Here is a 15,426-nt window from a genome sequence, read left to right on the forward strand (position 1 = left end):
ATTTTTCGCCGCGCGGTTCGTCGTGGCTATATAGGGGACGGGAACGCGTCCGCCATCGCGGCGCTCACGCCCTTTATCCTTGTTCCGTAAGAGGAGATGGCTGATGACCGACGCACACGCATCCACCCAGACCCTGAAGCCGGCCCGGCTGCTGGCCGACGCGCCGAGCCGGTTTCCCGGCGAGAGCGCCGAATATCGTCGCGCGCGCAACGATCTGCTCGCCGAGGAAATCGAATTGCGCCGGCATATTGAGCGCGTCGCCGCACAGCGCCGCGCGCTGCCGCCCGGCGGCGTCGTGCCCGAGGATTATTTGTTCACGGGCGAAGCGGGGCCGGTAACGCTATCGGAGATGTTCGGCGCGCATGACACGCTCGTCACCTACAACTGGATGTTCGGCCCGCAGCGTGCCCGGCCGTGTCCAATGTGCACGTCGCTGCTGAGCGCATACGACGGCGAAATGCCCGATATCCTGCAGCGCGTGGCGTTCGCCGTGATTGCCCGCTCGCCGATCGAGAAACTGGTTGCGTTCAAGAAGGAGCGTGGCTGGCGGCACCTGCGGCTCTATTCGTCGGGCGGCAACACCTTCAATCACGATTACGCGGCGGAAGATCCGGCTGGCGACGATAATCCCGCGTTCAATGTTTTCTCGCGTTCAGCCGGCACCGTGCGGCACTTCTGGGCCGAGGAGATGGGGCCCTCGACGGCGGACCCCGGGCAGGATCCACGCGGCGCTCCCGACGTGATGCCGATCTGGACCGTGCTCGACATGACGCCCGGCGGTCGCGGCACGGATTGGTATCCGAAGCTCGAATACGGCGCTGCGGCGGTTTAGGCCGCTATTCGGCCTGTCCAGAGAGGATTGGCCGGGTCTTTCGGCGATGGCCCGCGCGCGCGGCCATCGCTTCGCGCACGGCGTCGCGGATGCACTGCGCTACTAGCTCCGAGGCTCGGGTGCGCGTCGCTCGCTTCGAGCGCGCGATCACGAGCGGCTGGCGGATGGTTTCCTCGCGGATCGGCCGCTCGGCGACCGCTGTGCTGACCGCAGCCGCCGGGCTCTGCGTGATCAGCAGCGATACCCCCAGGCCGTTGGCCACCATGCTCCGCACCAGTTCGATCGACGTCGCGCGATAACGGACTTCCGGCGTCAGCCCAAATTGCCAGAACGGCGCCATCAAAAACTCACGGCTGTGCGGCAGATCGATGAGAGTCAACGGCTCTTTGGCAAGCTCGGAGAGCGAAATGCCGCCGCGCGCTTTGGCGAGCTTCGAGTCGGCGGGTACGAGACCGTATGGACGCAACGATGCCAGCGGCTCGAGTTCGAGTTCGGCGGGCAAGCCTACGTCGTAGGTCAGCGCCAGTTCGATATGGCTGCTGTTCAGCCATTCCTCCAGTTCCACCAGATTGCCTTCCACGAAGCGCACCGTCAGGTTCGGAAAACGTGTTTGCGCAATGCGCAGCAACACCGGCAAATACACCGGCGCCAGCGTGCTGAACACGCCGATATGGACTTCTCCCGACGCCGCGTCGCCGCTGTCGTCGAGTTCGAAGGCGTTGGCGGCGGCGAGCAGTTGACGCGCTTCCGCAAGCTTGCGCACGCCGAAGCGCGTCAACGTCATCTTCGAACCGGCGTCGCGCGCGAACAGGGTTTCTTCGAATAGCGCTTCCAGTTCGCGGATCGCAACCGAGATGGACGGCTGCGAAACGTTGAGCTGACGTGCCGCCGCCGTCGTGCTGCCGGTTTGCGCCGCAGCCGCGAAATAACGCAACAGCCGCAGTGAGATACGCATTAGGAATTCCTATAGCAGCTAATTTATTCCCATATTTTACTTGATAGGTCTGGGTGACGAGAATCGGTGCATCGTCTTCAACAGGAGTTCGCCGTGACATTGCCCGAGTTACCCGTTTTGCCGCTCACCGGCGTGCGTATCGTCGATTTCTCGCGTGTGCTCGCCGGGCCGTTCTGCACGGCTTTGCTGGGCGATCTGGGCGCGGATGTCATCAAGGTCGAGCCGCCGGGCGGCGACGACTACCGCGCGGTGGGTCCCTTTGCGGATGGCGAGAGCGGCTTGTTCGCCGCGATGAATCGCAACAAGCGCAGCATCGTGATCGATCTGAAAACCGCCGAGGGCCGCGAGCTGGCGCAAACGCTGAGCGCCGGCGCCGACGTGGTGGTCGAAAATTTCCGGCCGGGCGTGGCGGACAAGCTGGGCATCGGCTACGCGCAACTTGCCGAGCGCAACCCGGCGCTCGTCTATGCGAGCGTGTCGGGCTTCGGCCAAACCGGTCCCGAATCGCATCGCCCTGCTTACGACATTATTTTGCAGGCCATGTGCGGCCTGATGGACGCCACCGGCTCTCCCGACGGCTCGCCGACTCTGATCGGCGAATCGGTTTCGGACGTGGTGAGCGGGTTGTTCGCCTCGTGGGGTGTGCTTGCCGCGCTGTTATCGCGCGAGAAGACCGGTCAAGGCACGCACGTCGACGTCTCGATGTTCGACGCGACGCTGAGCCTGAGCGCAACGCTGGTGGCCCGCTTTGCCGCCACCGGGATCGCGCCGCGGCGCGTCGGGAATCGTCACCCGTCGTCGGCGCCGTTCGGTGCTTTCCGCGCGCAAGACGGTTTCTATGTGGTTGCGGTGCTCAACAACAAGCTGTTCGATACCTTCGCTCACGCAATCGGCGAGCCGCAACTTTCGGGCGACCCGCGCTATGCGAGCGATGCGTCGCGTTGCGAGCACGAAGCGGAGTTGCGCGCGTGTGTCGAAGCGTGGTCGTCACAACGATCGGTCGCGGAAGTGAACCGCATTCTCGGCGCCGCCGGTATTCCGGTCGCGCCGATCCGCAACGTGCAGCAGGCGCTCGAAAGCGAACAGGCGGCCTTCCGTGGCTTGCTCACCGAGGTGCCTCGCGCCAACGGTCTTGCCGGCCCTACGCTGCGTCTGCCTTCACAGCCCGTCAAATTTTCGGCGTACGGCGGCAATCGTGTCACCGCCGCGCCGCGATTGGGCCAGCACACCGCGGAAATACTGCATACGTTCGGCCTCGACGCAGCGCGAATCGCCGAGCTGCGTAGGCAAGGTGTGTTCGGTCGCAACGGCGATGCCGCCAACAGCGCGCAATTCGCGCGTTCCGATGAACTCGCCAAGGAGAGCGACCGTGCTTAAAAGAATGGGCGTCGAACAGAACGATCTGGAGATCGCCGACGCGATCGAACGCTTTGCGCAAAGCGAACTCGCGCCGCGCGCAGCCGAAGTAGACCGCGACGAAATTCCCACCACGCGTTATGTCGCGCAACTCGCCGAACTAGGTGTGATGGGTATGAACCTGCCCGAGCGGTGGGGCGGCATTGGCGCATCGCCGGTGGCGATCATTTTGTCGCTGGTCGAGATCGCGAAGGCGTGTGCGTCGACGTCGTCGATGATCGGTGCGCACTATCTCGCGACCGACTCGATTCTGATCGGTGGAGACGACAGTCTGCGTGACCGCTATTTGCCCGAAGCCGCCGTGGGCACGAAGCTCGGCGCGTTTGCGCTGACCGAACCGCGCGCCGGTTCGAATCCCGCCGACATGGCGACTCGCGCGACGCGCGAGGGCGACGGTTACCGGATTCGCGGCGTGAAGCATTTCATCTCGAACGCTCAGGCGGCGGACTTCATCGTCGTCTATGCGAAGACGGATCCGGACGCGGGCGCGCGCGGCATCAGCGCGTTCGTGGTCGACCGGTATAGCGCGGGCGTGGACGTGGCGCCGGCCGAAAAGTTGATGGGCATTCGCGGCGCGCCGGCGCACGAGATCGCTTTCGACTGTTTCGTACCGGCCGCGAATCGGCTCGGCGCCGAAGGCACCGGTTTTCGCACGGCGATGAAAGTGCTCGACAACAGCCGGCTCGATGTCGCCGCGACGAGCCTGGGGATTGCCGAGGCCGCGCTCGCGAGCGCGGTGGAGTGGGCCAGGCAGCGCCAGGTGGGCGGGGAGCCGCTGTCGCGCAAGCAAGGTTTGCAATGGATGTTCGCGGACATGAAGACCCGGCTCGAGGCGGCCTGGCTCCTGACCTTGCAGGCGGCCGTGCGGCGCGCGGCGGGCGAGCCGTTCACCGATCACGCGTCGATGGCGAAGCTGTATGCATCGGAGACGGTCGGCTTCGTCACGGATACCGCCTTGCAGATGCACGGCGGTTACGGATTCACCCGCGAGATGCCGCTCGAACGGCTGGTGCGCGACGCGAGAATTCTGCGGATCTACGAGGGATCGTCGGAGATTCAGCGCACCGTGATTGCGCGGATGGTGCTGGCCTGATCGATGGAGCGGTTGCGAGAGGAGAGCGATATGAAGGTGCTGGTGGCTGTGAAGAGGGTGGTCGATTACAACGTGAAGGTTCGGGTCAAATCGGACGGCACGGGCGTCGACATCGCGAACGTGAAGATGTCGATGAATCCGTTCGATGAGATCGCGGTCGAAGAAGCGGTGCGGTTGAAGGAAGCGGGCGTGGTTAGCGAGGTGGTGGCGGTTTCTTGCGGTATCGCGCAAACGCAGGAAACGCTGCGTACGGCGCTGGCGATCGGTGCGGATCGCGCTGTGTTGATCGAGTCGTCCGAGGAGTTACAACCCTTGGCGGTGGCCAAGCTGCTGAAGGCGCTGGTCGGGAAAGAACAACCTTCGCTGGTCGTTCTCGGCAAGCAGGCTATCGACGACGATTCGAACGAGACCGGCCAGATGCTGGCTGCTTTGGCCGGATTGCCGCAAGCGACGTTCGCCTCGAAGGTTGTCGTCGCCGATGGCAAGGCGACGGTTTCGCGTGAAATAGACGGAGGCGCTGAAACGCTGTCTTTAAAGCTGCCCGCAGTGATCACCACCGACCTGCGCCTGAACGAGCCGCGCTATGTGACGCTGCCGAACATCATGAAGGCGAAGAAGAAGCCGCTGGAAACGATCAAGCCGGAAGACCTGGGTGTCGACGTCACGCCGCGCCTGAAGACGCTGAAAGTCGTCGAGCCGCCGAAGCGCTCCGCCGGTGTGAAGGTGCCGGATGTGAAGACGCTGGTCGAGAAGCTGAAGACCGAAGCCAAGGTGCTGTGAGGGAGACAGAGCAAATGACGAATCTGGTTAATCTGGTAATAGCAGAACACGACAACGCATCGATCAAGGCCGCGACGCTGAACACGATCGCAGCGGCGCAGAAGATTGGTGGTGATATTCACGTGCTGATCGCGGGCCACAACGCGCAGGCCGCAGCGGATGCAGCAGCGAAGATTGCAGGCGTTTCCAAGGTCTTGCTGGCTGACGCGCCGCAACTCGAAGCGGGCCTCGCGGAAAACGTCGGAGCGACGGTGCTGAACATCGCAAAGGATTACACGCACATCCTCGCGCCGGCAACGGCATACGGCAAGAACATCGCGCCGCGTATCGCCGCGAAGCTGGACGTTGCGCAGATCAGCGATATCACTGCAGTGGACAGCGCCGATACGTTCGAGCGCCCGATCTACGCAGGCAACGCAATCGCAACGGTGCAATCGGCTGACCCGATCAAGGTCATCACAGTTCGTTCGACCGGTTTCGACGCTGTGGCAGCGGAAGGCGGCAGCGCAACGGTCGAGAAGATCGAAGCGGCAGCAGACAGCGGCATATCGTCCTTCGTGAGCCGTGAAGTGACGAAGCTGGACCGTCCGGAACTGACGTCGGCGAAGATCATCGTTTCGGGCGGCCGCGGTTTGGGCAACGGCGAAAACTACACCAAGGTTCTCGAACCGTTGGCAGACAAACTTCAAGCCGCCCTCGGCGCATCGCGCGCAGCAGTGGATGCGGGCTTCGTGCCGAACGACTATCAGGTCGGCCAAACCGGCAAGATCGTCGCACCGCAACTGTATGTCGCGGTCGGCATCTCGGGAGCGATCCAGCACCTGGCCGGCATGAAAGACAGCAAAGTGATCGTCGCGATCAACAAGGACGAAGAAGCGCCGATTTTCAGCGTCGCCGATTACGGTCTCGTAAGCGATCTATTCGAAGCAGTGCCGCAATTCACGGCTGCGCTCTAGCGCGCCCCTCCGCGCTGCGCAGTCTGGCGAATCGAATAACAACAACAGAAAGCCATCGATCGTCACTCAAACCGCTTTCCCATTGCTGCTGCAAGGCAGCGTAGCGACATGTCAGGAGATACACATGGCAACTTCTATTCCGCGCGCAGCGACGCCTTCGCTGATCGAGCGGCGCTCCATCGACTATATCCCCGAAGCGGAGCGCCACGGCAGTCTCGTTAGCCAGTTCACGCTATGGTTCGGCGCGAACCTGCAGGTGACGGCGGTCGTGACCGGCGCGCTCGCGGTGGTGCTCGGCGGCGACGTCTTCTGGTCGTTGATCGGCTTGCTCGTCGGACAGATGATCGGCGGCACGGTCATGGCGTTGCATGGCGCGCAGGGTCCGCAACTCGGTTTGCCGCAGATGATTTCGAGCCGCGTGCAGTTCGGCGTCTATGGCGCGATCATTCCGCTCACGCTGGTGTGCGTGATGTACGTGGGCTTTTCCGCGGGCGGTACCGTGCTTGCCGGGCAGGCGATCGGGCAGTTGCTGCATGTCGAGAACACCACGGCGATCGTCATCTTCGCCGGGTTGATCGTCTTGCTGACCGCACTCGGCTATCGCACCATTCACGCGATGGGCCGTATGTCTAGCATCGTCGGCGTACTGGCGTTTCTCTATCTGTTCGCCAGTCTGCTGCATGGGCACGATATCGGCGTGCTGTTGAACAACCGGCACTTTACGCTCGGCTCGTTTCTGCTCGCCGTGTCGTTGTCGGCTTCATGGCAGATCGCATACGGTCCATACGTTGCCGATTATTCGCGCTATCTGCCGCGTGCCACTTCGGCACTGAAGACGTTCTGGGCGGTCGGCCTCGGTTCCGTGATCGGCGCGCAGGTCTCGATGGTGTTCGGTGTTTTCGCCGCGGCGCTGGCGGGTAATCGTTTCGCGGGGCACGAGGTGTCGTTCATCGTCGGACTGGGCGCGAGCGGCATGCTCGCAGCCGTGCTGTACTTCACGATCGCATTGGGCAAGCTCACGATCACCACGCTCAATGCCTATGGCAGTGTGATGTCGGTGGCGACCATCATGACCGGCTTCGGCGGCCAACGGTCGATTTCGAGCCGCACGCGCCTTGTCTTCATTTTCCTGATGGTGGGTGCATCGACGGGGCTTGCGCTGGCGGGACATCACGCGTTTCTGAAGGAATTCACTGCATTTCTGCTCTTTCTACTCGCCTTCTTCACGCCGTGGAGCGCCATCAATCTGGTCGACTACTATTTCGTGACCCGGGAGCGCTACGACGTGCCGGCGCTGTTCGATCCGCAAGGCCGCTATGGCCGCTGGAATATGACGGGCATCGCGGTGTACGCATTCGGTGTTCTGATCCAGATGCCGTTCATCGCGACGAGTTTCTATACCGGCGGGTTGGTGGAAGCGCTGGGCGGCGTCGACATTTCGTGGATCGTCGGATTGGCCGCGCCTGCATTGCTGTACTACTTCGCAGCACGAGCCAAAAGGGCTGACATTCCCGAGCAGATGATTCTGCCGCATGAACTCGGCGGCGTGGACGGCGTGGGGCAATAGAGCAGGGCGCCGTGACGTGCTCTATTGCTCCAGCATGTGCGCTGCATGGTCGTGCCCACGCGGCGCCTGCAAATACGCAGCAATGGCGCTCGCCCGCATCGGCCGGCTGAACAGATAACCCTGCACCGCGCGAGCGCCGAGTGCTTTGACGACCTCGACTTGCGACACCGTCTCGAGTCCCTCCACGATGCATTCGAGGCCGAGGTTCCCGCACAGGTCGAGCACCGACTTGACGATCTTTTTCGAAGCGCTGTTGGAATCCACGTCCGTCATGAAACTGCGGTCGATCTTGATCGTATCGAAGGGCAGGCGATGCACGTAGCTGAGGCTTGAATAGCCGGTGCCGAAATCGTCGAGCGATACCCGGCAGCCGGCTTTCTTGATCATGGTGAGCGAACAACGGGCCTGTTCGAAATCACGCGTCACCGCGGTTTCGGTGATTTCGAACGACACGCGATGCGGCGGCACGCCGCTTGCCATGACGATATCGATCAGACGGCGGGCGCGTGCCGACGTGCAGATATCGATCGCCGACAGATTGAACGACAGGTAGAGCTCCGACGGCCAGCGCGCCACTTCGTCGAGTGCTTTGTGCAGCAGCACTTCCGTGATGCGTAGAATCAGTTCGGTACGCTCGGCAATCCGAATGAATTCTTCCGGTCTGACGGCGCCGAGCCGTGCGTTATGCCAGCGGCCGAGCGCTTCCATGCCGATGGTGCGCTGCGTGAGCACGTCGTAGATCGGCTGAAACTCCAGGAACAGTTCCGACTCGAGATCCGCATGGCGAAGCTCCTGGGTGACGAGGCTCGAGCGGCGGATGCGCGTTTCATGTTCGGTCGAGAAAATGACCGGGGTGCCGCGCTGGCTTTCCTTGCCCGCGTATAGCGCCGCGTCGGCGCGTTCGAACACTTGCGCGACCGTCGTGCCGGCTTCGGGGAACGCGGCCCAGCCGATGGTGCCCGACAGTTCGGCAACGTTGCCGGCGACCCGGTAGGGCTGACTGAGCGCCCCGCAAATACGCTCGCCCAATTCGACGAGCGTCGCGTTCGCCAGTTTGTGCTGTGCGAGCACGCCGAACTCATCGCCGCCGAGGCGCGCGAAGAAAATGCCGGGTTCGGCGAGCGACAACAGGCGTGCGCCGACTTCCTGCAGGACGAGATCGCCGCTGGCGTGGCCGTAGATGTCGTTGACCTGTTTGAAGCCGTCAAGATCGATCAGGCCGACATTGAATCCGCCGCCGCTGCCGAGCGCGTGCTCGGACAACGCGCGCAGCGAGGCGAAGAAACTGCGCCGGTTGGGCAGGTCGGTCAGGCTGTCGATGCTCGCGAGCCGGAAGTTGTCGTCGCTCAGGCGCTGCGTTTTCTGCTGGCTCGCCTGCAACTCGCGCTGTGCGTGCACCACATCGGCGAATGTCCGGCAATACAGTTGAATGATAAAGACGAGCGCGACACCCACCAGTGTCATATCGACAGCCATCGCGATGAAAACGGGATAGCCGGTAAAAACCAGAAAAGTGGAGAAGCTTAGGATGACGATCGACAGCAGCAACATGGCCGCCGCGCGCAGGTGCATCAGGCAGAACACGCAGCCGACTACCGTGGTCGCCATGTAAAACGCGACTTGCGTCTGTTCGTAGGCGGTGCCGTAGGGAAACAGGAGCAACGACCAGCTGCTGAACGCAACGGCGAAGAGGCCGGCCAGCCAGGTGAGCTTGCGCAGTTCGGACACCGCTCTGTCGTCGGTCAGAACGCGGTGCCGGAGTTGCCACCATCGTATGCATCGGACGACGCAGATGGCGCACAGCGCCGCCGGAAAGTAGATCGCCAACCACGCAGGCGCGCAACTTATATGCGTAATGGCGACCGTCGTCGTGTTGACCAGGAGAATGAAGTAGAGAAGCGGGACCTGGTGGCCAAATGCGTCGAGCTGCGAGCGCACGAGTTCGGGGTCGCGTTTAGCGACCGACAGCGCATCCCTGAATTGGGTTAGCAGAACCATTCCCGTCCTTTTTTAAACGTTTGCGCTGCACTCGCAGCTTGGTATATCGGCAGGACAGGTGGGATCTTAAGGACACCTTGAACGAAATCGAATCCCGGTGCGAACGAGCGGTAAGTTCGACCGTAAAACGCTGCGCGATCCGTCATTTATGCCGAATCGAAGGTGGCGCAAATGACAGGTTCGCGTATCAAAGTGCAGGACACGAAAGTACACGCTGAGGCTCCAGGGTTGTGCCCGGTTGGCCGTTTTGAGCCTGCGTGCCTTGCGGCGGGGTGGAGACGAGACGTACGGCATTCACGCCGGCATTTGCCAGCACATATTTTTCGGGGCTGTTTTCGGGTTGCCAATAAGCCCGGAAAGTGCCGCCATCGCCGAAAACCAGCAGCTTGCCGTGGACGGTTCCGGCATGGCTCACCAGGTCGACGGGTTCGCCGTCACGGACCTGAAAGCTCTGCGGCGACCCGGAATGTGCCGCGCCGACCAGGGTGGCGCAGGCTTTGTCGCCGGCTGCGAAGGCTGCGCACGAGGTCACAGCGAGGAGCGCACATGTTGCAATATGGCGAAATTTCATTTTTTTATTCCTCCCGGATTCTTGATTGCGGACCTCTCGTCCTGACAATTTTAGAAACTCTCTAATCCACCATAACATAGTAAAAAAGGCCGCCGGCCAAGGTTTGCGCAGCGCTAAATCACTGAAATTGCAACGGATTGTGATAGCGGGAGAATACGCATGGAGCGCGATAAATGCCTAAGCGCGCGATTCTTATGGCACTTTGCAGGAAAAAATCGTCAAATTCCCTGTGGGCGGGTGATACAAGCCTTACACCCAAGGTTTGCGCGAACCGGCGCCTATGCGTTAGTGTGTCGGTCCCGGCGCGACAGACGTGGCGCCGGTTCCATGATTACCATACGGGAAGTGCTATGAACAAACAGGAACTGATTGATGCAGTCGCCGCAGCGACGGGCGAAAGCAAAGCGGCCACCGGCCAAACCATCGACGCGATCGTCGAAGCGGTGACCAAGGCCGTGGTGGGTGGCGATACGGTGCAACTGGTCGGTTTCGGTTCTTTCTCGACTGGCGCGCGCGCAGCACGCGTCGGCCGCAATCCGTCGACCGGTGCAGAGATCCAGATCGCGGCTGCGAAGACGGTGAAGTTCACCGCTGGCAAGGCGTTCAAGGAAGCCGTCAACGCGTCGTAATGCAACGCGCTTCACGCCGGAGCATCCACGCGCGCTGCCGTGGCGCGCGGCGAGCGATGCATCGGGTGTGAGGAATCACGCGCTGCCCAACCCCGGTCAGATGGATCAACCGGCGGATGGTGCGGCGCGTGTGTTTTTGAGCCGACCCCCAACGGGACTTTCCGCAGGGGTGTTCGACGCAGGGCGTGCTCGACGCAGCGCCTGCGCCCCGGCGCACTCAGCCCGCGCGGCGTTTGCGGGTGGCCTCGGCGAGTGTCTCGAGCGCCGGCTCGGTCTGCGCCCAACTGACGCAGGCATCCGTAATGGATACGCCGCGACGCAACGGCACACCGGGCTTCAGATCCTGGCGGCCTTCTTCCAGATGACTTTCCAGCATGACGCCGATAATGCGGCGCTCGCGCTGCGACAATTGCTGCGCGATATCCTGCACGACCTCCAGCTGACGCAAATGCGATTTGCCCGAGTTCGCATGCGAACAGTCGATCATGACCTGCTCGCGCAACCCCGCTGATTTGAGCGCCACGCAGGTGGCTTCCACCGACGCGCTGTCGTAGTTCGGCCCTTTCTTGCCGCCGCGCAGGATCACGTGCGCGTCGTCGTTGCCGCGCGTTTCGAAGATCGCGGCCATGCCCATTTTCGTCATGCCCATGAACGCGTGGCTCGCGCGCGCGGCGACGATCGCGTCCGCGGCGACCTGTGCGCCACCGTCCGTGCCATTCTTGAAGCCGATCGGGCAGCTCAGTCCCGAAGCCAGTTGACGATGGCTCTGGCTCTCCGTCGTGCGCGCGCCGATCGCGCCCCAGGCGATGAGATCGGCGATGTATTGCGGGCTGAGCAGGTCGAGAAATTCGGTGGCCGTGGACAAGCCGAGGCCGTTGATGTCGAGCAGCAGTTGCCGTGCAAGACGCAGACCTTCATTGATGCGGAAACTGCCGTCGAGCCGCGGGTCGTTGATATAGCCTTTCCAGCCGACGGTAGTACGCGGCTTCTCGAAGTAGACCCGCATCACGATCAGGAGATCGTTCTTGTAGGTATCGGCGGCGGCCTTCAGCTTGCGCGCGTATTCGATCGCCTGGTCGTGGTCGTGAATCGAACACGGTCCGACGATCATCACGAGCCGGTCGTCACGGCCATGCAGAATGTCGGCGATTTCCGCGCGGGTCTTCTCGACCAGCGTCTGCACCGAAGGCGGCGTGGGCAATTCGTCCTGCAACAGGGCAGGGGAAATCAACGGACGTACCGCGCCGATCCGAACGTCGTCGATGCGCGTGGTGTCCTGGGTGGCGTCGGCCGAGCCGACTTCCTGATCGTGCAAAGGATTGTCGATGGCGCTCAAAATGTTCTCCCGGACCTTGATGATGAAGTGGCCTCGTGGCCTGACTGCGTGAGTGTGGGTGCGTCGATGCTGGTTGTCTTCGCTGCCGGGATTATGACACTCGCGTGCTGCGGCCGGGACGGCACGCGTCAAAGGCGTTTGATCAAGGCCATGGCGGCGGCCGGATTGCGCTCCTTGAAGCCGCTGATCACGTAGAGATAGACGTCGCGTGCGCCTGTTTTTGCGGGTGCTTCCGCTGAGGTTTCCAGATCGTCCGGTGTCGCGCCCGCTGCCAGTTGCCGCGCGCGTTCCGCCCATGCTTCCAACGCTTTGGTCGAATAACCGTTGGCCTGTTTGTCCGTCGTGCCCATGATGCGCGCGTAGACGAAGGGCGCGGTGATGTCGGCGATCTGCGGGTATTCGCTGTCGCCAGCGAGGACGATGGCGACTTTGTGTTTGCGTGCGAGCGCGACGAATTCCGGCGTCTTGAAGGTGTCGTTGCGCACTTCGATCGCATGCCTGAGCTTCTGGCCTTCGATGCTGGCGGGCAGCAACTTCAGAAAGGCTTCGAAGTCTTCGTTGTCGAATTTTTTGGTAGGTGCGAATTGCCAGTTGATCGGGCCGAGTTTCTGTTTGAGCAGCAGCACACCGCTGCCGAAGAAGCGTTCGATGGTTTCACCCGCGTCCGCGAGGACTTTTCGGTTGGTCGCGTAACGCGGCGCCTTCAGTGAAAAGACGAAATCGTCCGGCGTTTCCTGATACCACTTCTCATAGCTCGCCGGTTTCTGCAAACCGTAAAACGTGCCGTTGATTTCAATCGATGTGAGATTCCTGCTCGCGTATTCGAGTTCGCGGCTTTGCGTGAGGTCGTCGGGGTAGAAGGTGCCGCGCCAGGGCGCATAGGTCCAGCCGCCTATACCGATGCGGATGTTCGTCGTTTTGGTGGCCTTCGCGGTTTTTGTGGTTTTTACGGCGGGTTCTTTCGGCACTTGGGCTCTCCATCTGGCTTCGCAGGGGAAGCAGTAGATTAGCCGCTTTTTCGCCAAGTAACGCGTAAGTCCGGAGAACCGGAAGCGCGCCTGCTATTCGCCGCTTCGCGACGCGTCTGCAGCTTGACGCGCGGCCTCTTCGAACCGCCGGTTCGCTTCCGCCACTTCCGCCCTGAACTGCTGCAACGCGTTCACCGCCAGGTCGGGCGGCGTGAGCGCGGCCCACAACACGTCGATGAGCCGGTCCGCGGTCGCATCGATATCGATGTGCCGGTTCGCGAGCGTGGCGTCCCACAGCACGTGCTCCATTGGGCCGAACACCATCGAGCGCAGCAAGCGCAAGGGCATGTCGGCGCGAATCTGGCCGCTCTCCTGACCTTGCGCGAGCACGCGCATCAACGGTGCGGTATAGCGGCGCTGCAACTCGGTGAGCGCCTCGCTCAATTCATGGTGGCGGGCCCGTCCTTCGGACAACACCAGCGCGCACAGATCGGTGCCGTTTACGAGCATCAACCGCAAGTGCGTGCGAACAATGAACGCGAACTGCTGGCGCACATTGCCGTCGCGCGGCAAGCCGGATTCGATCGCTTCGATGATCTCGTCGTACCAGTCGCCGATCACCCGGGCGCACAATTCGCGTTTGCCGCGGAAATAGCTGAACACGGTCGCCTCGGAAATGCCCAGGCGCTGCGCGATCTCGGCGGTTGTCGCGCGCTCGTAGCCCTTTTCGGAGAACACGTCGCGCCCCGCCTGAAGGATCTCCTTCACGCGTTGCTGCGACTTGCGCCCGGCCGGCTGGCGGCGCGAGGCGGGTAACTCGGCCTTCGTGGCAACCGTCATATGAGTCCAGTTCAGATTTGTTGGTCGAATTCGGCGTGAAAGCCTGCCGATTGACCCCGTCACGCCGATGCTACCACGACATTTTAGCCTTGTAGAGGGCTTGGCCGGTTTCTGAGTGATACTCAAAAATATCTATTGACGCTTACGTAAATCTGGCGTGAAATGCGGCTTGAACGTTGCGCTTCGTGCGGGACGATAAAGGCGGGTCCACCGGTCCGCTACCGTCCGCTGAGCCGCATCCGGACCAGCCGCCGCCCCAAGGCCGGCCGCCAACGAACTCCTGGAGACACAGCAATGAGCAACCTGCCCGGTTTGCAATTCCCGCTCGGCGAAGAAATCGAAATGCTGCGCGACAGCATCGCGGGATTCGCTGCCAAAGAAATCGCTCCGCGTGCCGCGGAAATCGATCGCACGGATCAGTTTCCCATGGACCTCTGGCGCAAGTTCGGCGATCTTGGCGTGCTCGGCATGACGGTCTCGGAGGAGTACGGCGGCGCGAACATGGGCTACACGGCGCATATGATCGCCATGGAGGAGATCTCGCGCGCGTCGGCTTCGGTCGGTCTCTCGTACGGCGCGCATTCGAATCTGTGCGTCAACCAGATTCATCGCAACGGCACGGAAGCGCAGAAGCAGAAGTACTTGCCCAAGCTCGTGTCGGGCGAACACATCGGCGCGCTTGCCATGAGCGAGCCGAACGCGGGGTCGGACGTCGTCAGCATGAAGCTGCGCGCCGAAAAGAAGGGCGATCACTACGTGCTCAACGGCACGAAAATGTGGATCACCAACGGCCCGGATTGCGACACGCTGGTCGTCTACGCCAAAACCGATCCCGAAGCGAATTCGCGCGGTATTACCGCGTTTATCGTCGAGAAGGGCATGAAGGGTTTCTCGGTGGCGCAGAAACTCGACAAGCTCGGCATGCGCGGCTCGCATACCGGCGAACTGGTGTTCCAGGACGTTGAAGTGCCGGAAGAAAACATTCTCGGCCAGCTAAACGGCGGCGCGAAGGTGCTGATGAGCGGCCTCGACTATGAACGCGCCGTGCTCGCGGGCGGCCCGACGGGCATCATGGTCGCGGTCATGGACGCGGTCGTGCCGTACATTCACGACCGCAAGCAGTTCGGTCAGCCGATCGGTGAATTCCAGCTCATTCAAGGCAAGGTGGCCGATCTCTACACCACGTTGCAGGCATGTCGAGCCTATCTCTACGCAGTGGGCCGCCAGCTCGATACGCTCGGCAAGGAACATGTGCGCCAGGTGCGCAAAGACTGCGCGGGCGTGATCCTCTATACCGCGGAAAAAGCCACGTGGATGGCAGGCGAGGCGATCCAGATTCTCGGCGGCAACGGCTATATCAACGAGTATCCGGTCGGCCGTTTGTGGCGCGACGCGAAGCTCTATGAAATCGGCGCGGGCACGAGCGAAATCCGCCGCATGCTGATCGGCCGCGAACTGTTTGCCGAGACGGTCTGAAGGAGACGC

14 protein-coding genes are annotated in these 15,426 nt (G+C 62.1%); 8 read left to right on the forward strand and 6 right to left on the reverse strand.

Going from position 1 to position 15,426, the window contains the following annotated elements:
• Positions 1–103 precede the first annotated feature (103 nt).
• Positions 104–832, forward strand: coding sequence for a DUF899 family protein (locus P0D71_RS01350; RefSeq protein WP_408478949.1), 729 nt, complete (start codon positions 104–106; stop codon positions 830–832).
• Between the two features lie 4 nt (positions 833–836).
• Here P0D71_RS01350 and P0D71_RS01355 read toward each other — a convergent pair whose 3' ends face one another.
• Positions 837–1,787 (reverse strand): LysR family transcriptional regulator, encoded by a 951-nt coding sequence (locus P0D71_RS01355; RefSeq protein ID WP_408478951.1) that lies wholly within the window; start codon positions 1,785–1,787, stop codon positions 837–839.
• A gap of 93 nt (positions 1,788–1,880) precedes the next feature.
• Between P0D71_RS01355 and P0D71_RS01360 the strand changes: the two genes are divergently transcribed.
• The 5 genes from P0D71_RS01360 to P0D71_RS01380 all read left to right on the forward strand — a co-directional run bounded on the left by P0D71_RS01360 (position 1,881) and on the right by P0D71_RS01380 (position 7,599).
• A complete protein-coding gene (locus tag P0D71_RS01360; protein WP_408478953.1) occupies positions 1,881–3,164 on the forward strand; it encodes a CaiB/BaiF CoA transferase family protein in 1,284 nt (427 codons plus the stop codon).
• Positions 3,157–4,296 carry an acyl-CoA dehydrogenase family protein gene (locus P0D71_RS01365; RefSeq protein ID WP_408478955.1) on the forward strand — a complete coding sequence of 380 codons (1,140 nt, stop codon included), beginning with the start codon at positions 3,157–3,159 and terminating at the stop codon, positions 4,294–4,296. Before P0D71_RS01360 ends, P0D71_RS01365 begins: the two co-directional genes overlap by 8 nt.
• A gap of 30 nt (positions 4,297–4,326) precedes the next feature.
• Complete coding sequence (locus tag P0D71_RS01370; RefSeq protein WP_408478957.1) at positions 4,327–5,076, forward strand: electron transfer flavoprotein subunit beta/FixA family protein; 750 nt, start codon at positions 4,327–4,329, stop codon at positions 5,074–5,076.
• Between the two features lie 23 nt (positions 5,077–5,099).
• Positions 5,100–6,032: an electron transfer flavoprotein subunit alpha/FixB family protein gene (locus P0D71_RS01375; protein WP_408479144.1), complete on the forward strand. Its 933-nt coding sequence runs from the start codon at positions 5,100–5,102 to the stop codon at positions 6,030–6,032.
• A 124-nt stretch (positions 6,033–6,156) separates the two neighbouring features.
• A complete protein-coding gene (locus tag P0D71_RS01380) occupies positions 6,157–7,599 on the forward strand; it encodes a purine-cytosine permease family protein (RefSeq protein ID WP_408478959.1) in 1,443 nt (480 codons plus the stop codon).
• Positions 7,600–7,620: 21 nt separating this feature from the next.
• On the opposite strand, the gene P0D71_RS01385 is transcribed toward P0D71_RS01380, so the two are convergent.
• Both P0D71_RS01385 and P0D71_RS01390 read right to left on the reverse strand, forming a co-directional pair.
• Positions 7,621–9,597, reverse strand: a complete 1,977-nt coding sequence (locus tag P0D71_RS01385) for a putative bifunctional diguanylate cyclase/phosphodiesterase (protein WP_408478961.1) — start codon at positions 9,595–9,597, stop codon at positions 7,621–7,623.
• A gap of 187 nt (positions 9,598–9,784) precedes the next feature.
• Positions 9,785–10,168 carry a hypothetical protein gene (locus P0D71_RS01390; protein WP_408182565.1) on the reverse strand — a complete coding sequence of 128 codons (384 nt, stop codon included), beginning with the start codon at positions 10,166–10,168 and terminating at the stop codon, positions 9,785–9,787.
• Positions 10,169–10,518: 350 nt separating this feature from the next.
• Here P0D71_RS01390 and P0D71_RS01395 point away from each other — a divergent pair, with 350 nt between their 5' ends.
• Entirely contained in the window at positions 10,519–10,797 is a 279-nt protein-coding gene (locus tag P0D71_RS01395) for an HU family DNA-binding protein (protein WP_006049832.1), read from the forward strand.
• A gap of 217 nt (positions 10,798–11,014) precedes the next feature.
• On the opposite strand, the gene P0D71_RS01400 is transcribed toward P0D71_RS01395, so the two are convergent.
• The 3 genes from P0D71_RS01400 to P0D71_RS01410 form a co-directional block, all read right to left on the reverse strand.
• Entirely contained in the window at positions 11,015–12,133 is a 1,119-nt protein-coding gene (locus P0D71_RS01400; RefSeq protein WP_408478963.1) for a 3-deoxy-7-phosphoheptulonate synthase, read from the reverse strand.
• Positions 12,134–12,261: 128 nt separating this feature from the next.
• Positions 12,262–13,101, reverse strand: coding sequence for a DUF72 domain-containing protein (locus P0D71_RS01405; RefSeq protein WP_408182561.1), 840 nt, complete (start codon positions 13,099–13,101; stop codon positions 12,262–12,264).
• Positions 13,102–13,194: 93 nt separating this feature from the next.
• Positions 13,195–13,941, reverse strand: coding sequence for a TetR/AcrR family transcriptional regulator (locus P0D71_RS01410; protein WP_091807595.1), 747 nt, complete (start codon positions 13,939–13,941; stop codon positions 13,195–13,197).
• A gap of 294 nt (positions 13,942–14,235) precedes the next feature.
• Between P0D71_RS01410 and P0D71_RS01415 the strand changes: the two genes are divergently transcribed.
• Complete coding sequence (locus P0D71_RS01415; RefSeq protein ID WP_091807598.1) at positions 14,236–15,417, forward strand: isovaleryl-CoA dehydrogenase; 1,182 nt, start codon at positions 14,236–14,238, stop codon at positions 15,415–15,417.
• Positions 15,418–15,426: the final 9 nt, after the last annotated feature.

This window comes from Paraburkholderia sp. RL17-383-BIF-A (genome assembly GCF_046028015.1).
Lineage (GTDB): Bacteria > Pseudomonadota > Gammaproteobacteria > Burkholderiales > Burkholderiaceae > Paraburkholderia.

Coding starts and splice junctions, on each gene's coding strand:
- P0D71_RS01410 (WP_091807595.1), bottom strand. CDS start 13,941: ATGACGGTTGCCACGAAGGCCGAGTTACCCGCCTCGCGCCGCCAGCCG.
- P0D71_RS01380 (WP_408478959.1), top strand. CDS start 6,157: ATGGCAACTTCTATTCCGCGCGCAGCGACGCCTTCGCTGATCGAGCGG.
- P0D71_RS01370 (WP_408478957.1), top strand. CDS start 4,327: ATGAAGGTGCTGGTGGCTGTGAAGAGGGTGGTCGATTACAACGTGAAG.
- P0D71_RS01415 (WP_091807598.1), top strand. CDS start 14,236: ATGAGCAACCTGCCCGGTTTGCAATTCCCGCTCGGCGAAGAAATCGAA.
- P0D71_RS01390 (WP_408182565.1), bottom strand. CDS start 10,168: ATGAAATTTCGCCATATTGCAACATGTGCGCTCCTCGCTGTGACCTCG.
- P0D71_RS01350 (WP_408478949.1), top strand. CDS start 104: ATGACCGACGCACACGCATCCACCCAGACCCTGAAGCCGGCCCGGCTG.
- P0D71_RS01355 (WP_408478951.1), bottom strand. CDS start 1,787: ATGCGTATCTCACTGCGGCTGTTGCGTTATTTCGCGGCTGCGGCGCAA.
- P0D71_RS01385 (WP_408478961.1), bottom strand. CDS start 9,597: ATGGTTCTGCTAACCCAATTCAGGGATGCGCTGTCGGTCGCTAAACGC.
- P0D71_RS01395 (WP_006049832.1), top strand. CDS start 10,519: ATGAACAAACAGGAACTGATTGATGCAGTCGCCGCAGCGACGGGCGAA.